The sequence below is a fragment of the Streptomyces sp. NPDC045956 genome, assembly GCF_056430705.1.
Genome location: NZ_JBWKKZ010000031.1, coordinates 1 through 3,254 on the forward strand (window position 1 = coordinate 1; position 3,254 = coordinate 3,254).

Annotated in this window: 1 protein-coding gene; it reads left to right on the plus strand. The window is 73.2% G+C overall.

What is annotated here, in order from left to right:
• Nucleotides 1-24: 24 nt before the first annotated feature.
• Nucleotides 25-3,254, plus strand: a 3,230-nt coding sequence (locus tag AC07FV_RS34780; RefSeq protein ID WP_479091762.1) for a type I polyketide synthase, incomplete at its 3' end; no start/stop codon positions are given.

Here is a 3,254-nt window from a genome sequence, read left to right on the forward strand (position 1 = left end):
CTGGGTGTGTCGACGTTGGTGGAGGTGGGTCCGCATGCGGTGCTGACGGGGATGGCGGGGGAGTGCCTCGAGGGGGCCGGTGATGTGGTGGTGGTCCCGGTGATGCGGCGGGGCCGGCCGGAGCGGGAGGCGTTCGAGGCGGCGGTGGCGACCGTCTTCACCCGCGACGCCGACCTGGACGTGAACGCCCTCCACACGGGCAGTGGTGGCGGCCGGCGCATCGACCTCCCCACCTACCCCTTCCAGCGCGACCGCTACTGGCTGGACCCCCCTCGCACCACCGCGACCGACGCCGAGGCCGCCGGCGCGTCGGCGGACGGGCTTCGCTACCGCGTCACCTGGCAGCCGGCCGTCATCGACCGCGGCAGTCCTCGGCCTGCCGGCCGAGTGCTGCTCCTGGCATCGGACGAGGACACGGCCGACTCCGGACTCACCACCGCGCTCGCACGTGAGCTGACCGTGCGCGGTGCCGAGGTCCACACCGTCGTCATACCGGTCGGTACCGACCGGAACGCAGTCGCTGACCTGCTGCGGGCCGCCGGTGACCATGCCGCACGCAGCACGCGCGTCCTGTGGCTCGCCCCGTCCGAGCCGGACACGGCCGATGCCGTCGCCCTCGTCCAGGCCCTGGGCGAGGTGCTTCCCGCCGCCCCGCTCTGGGTCACCACCCGTGAGGCGGTGGCCGTGCGGCCGGACGAGATCCCCTCCGTCGGGGGCGCTCAGCTCTGGGGATTGGGACAGGTCGCCGCGCTCGAACTGGGCGTTCGCTGGGGCGGCTTGACCGACCTGCCGGGAAGTGTGTCGCCCGCGGTGCTCCGTACGTTCGTCGGGGCGCTGCTCGCGGGGGAGGAGAACAACCAGTTCGCGGTACGGCCCTCGGGTGTCCACGTCCGCCGTGTGGTTCCTGCGCCCCGTCCCGGTCCCGGCCCCGGTTCCGTCTCAGTGACGGACGATCGGTGGTCCTCCGGCACCGTACTGATCACCGGGGGCACCGGTGCCCTGGGCGCGCAGGTCGCCCGCAGGCTGGCCCGGTCGGGCGCCGCGCACCTGCTTCTCGTGGCCCGGCGTGGCGCGGACGGCCCCGGGGCGGGTGAACTCGTCGAGGAGCTGACGGCGCTCGGTGCTGAAGCGACCGTCGAGGCCTGCGACGTCGCCGACCGGGACGCACTGGCCGCGTTGCTCGCGGGCATCCCCGAGGAACGGCCCCTCACCGCCGTACTGCACGCGGCCGGCGTGCTCGACGACGGTGTGCTCGACTCCCTCACCTCCGACCGGGTGGACGCCGTACTGCGGGCCAAGGTCACCGCGGCCCGCCACCTGGACGAGCTGACCGCACACCTTCCGCTGGACGCCTTCGTGCTCTTCTCCTCCATCGTCGGGGTGTGGGGCAACGGAGGCCAGGCCGCCTACGCCGCCGCCAACGCCGCGCTCGACGCCCTGGCACAGCGGCGCCGGGCCGGGGGAGGACGTGCCGTCTCGATCGCCTGGGGGCCGTGGGCCGGTGCCGGAATGGCTTCGGGAACCGTGGCGACCTCCTTCGAGCGGGACGGCGTCGCGGCCCTGGACCCCGAGCGCGCGCTCGACGTCCTGGGCGAGGTGATGGGCGTCGCCGGGGCCTCCGCGACGGGGGCACCCGCGGTCGGTGAGGCGTCGCTGCTCGTCGCCGACGTGGACTGGGAGACCTTCGTCGGGCGTTCGGTGACCCGCCGTGCCTGGCCCCTCTTCGACGGCGTCCCCGCCGCCCGTTCGTCGCGCGCCGCCCATGCCGCGGCCGACCACGCTTCTCTCACCCGCGGGAGCGGCCGGGCCGGGAGCGGCCAGGACGGGGACGAGGGCCGACCGTGGCTGTCCGTCGGCCTGTCTTCGGCGGAACGTCGTCGCTCCCTGCTCACGCTCGTACGCTCCGAGGCCGCCGGGATCCTGCGCCACGCCTCGGGCGACGTGGTCGATCCGGAGCTGGCCTTCCGGTCCGCCGGGTTCGACTCCCTCACCGTCCTCGAACTGCGCAACCGCCTGACCGCTGTCACCGGGCTGAACCTGCCCAACACGCTGCTCTTCGACCACCCCACCCCCGTCTCGCTCGCCTCCCACCTGCACGACGAGCTGTTCGGTGCAGAGGGCGAGGCGGACCCGGTGGCGGCCACCCTCGCGCCGACCGGGGCCGACGAGCGTGAGCCGATCGCGATCGTGGGCATGGCCTGTCGCTACCCGGGCGGTGTGGTGTCGCCGGACGACCTGTGGAACCTCGTGGCCGGCGACAGGCACACGCTGTCTCCGTTCCCCGTCGACCGCGGCTGGGACATCGAGGGGTTGTACGACCCGGAGCCGGGGGTGCCGGGGAGGAGTTATGTGCGGGAGGGCGGGTTCCTGCATTCCGCGGCGGAGTTCGACGCGGAGTTCTTCGGTGTCTCGCCGCGGGAGGCGGCTGCGATGGATCCGCAGCAGCGGTTGCTGCTGGAGACGTCGTGGGAGGCGTTGGAGCGGGCCGGGATCGTGCCGGACTCGCTGCGCGGCAGCCGCACCGGCGTCTTCAGCGGCATCTCCCAGCAGGACTACGCGACCCAGCTGGGGGACGCCGCCGAGACCTACGGCGGACATGTGCTCACGGGGACGCTCGGCAGCGTGATCTCCGGTCGGGTTGCCTACGCGTTGGGGTTGGAGGGGCCGGCGTTGACGGTGGACACGGCGTGTTCGTCGTCGTTGGTGGCGTTGCATCTGGCGGTGCAGTCGTTGCGGCGGGGTGAGTGTGATCTGGCGTTGGCCGGTGGGGTGACGGTGATGGCGACGCCGACGGTGTTCGTGGAGTTCTCGCGGCAGCGGGGGCTGGCAGGGGACGGGCGGTGCAAGGCGTTCGCGGAGGGTGCGGACGGGACGGCGTGGGCCGAGGGTGTGGGTGTGCTGCTGGTGGAGCGGTTGTCGGATGCGCGTCGTCGTGGTCATCGGGTGCTGGCGGTGGTGCGGGGCAGTGCGGTCAACCAGGACGGGGCGAGCAACGGGCTGACGGCGCCGAGTGGTCCGGCTCAGCAGCGGGTGATCCGGGAGGCGCTGGCGGATGCGGGGCTGGTGGCGGGTGAGGTGGATGTGGTGGAGGCGCACGGTACGGGTACGGCGTTGGGTGATCCGATCGAGGCGGGTGCGCTGCTGGCGACGTACGGGCGTGAGCGCCGGGGCGGTGATCCGTTGTGGCTGGGGTCGTTGAAGTCGAACATCGGGCATGCGCAGGCGGCTGCGGGTGTGGGTGGTGTGATCAAGGT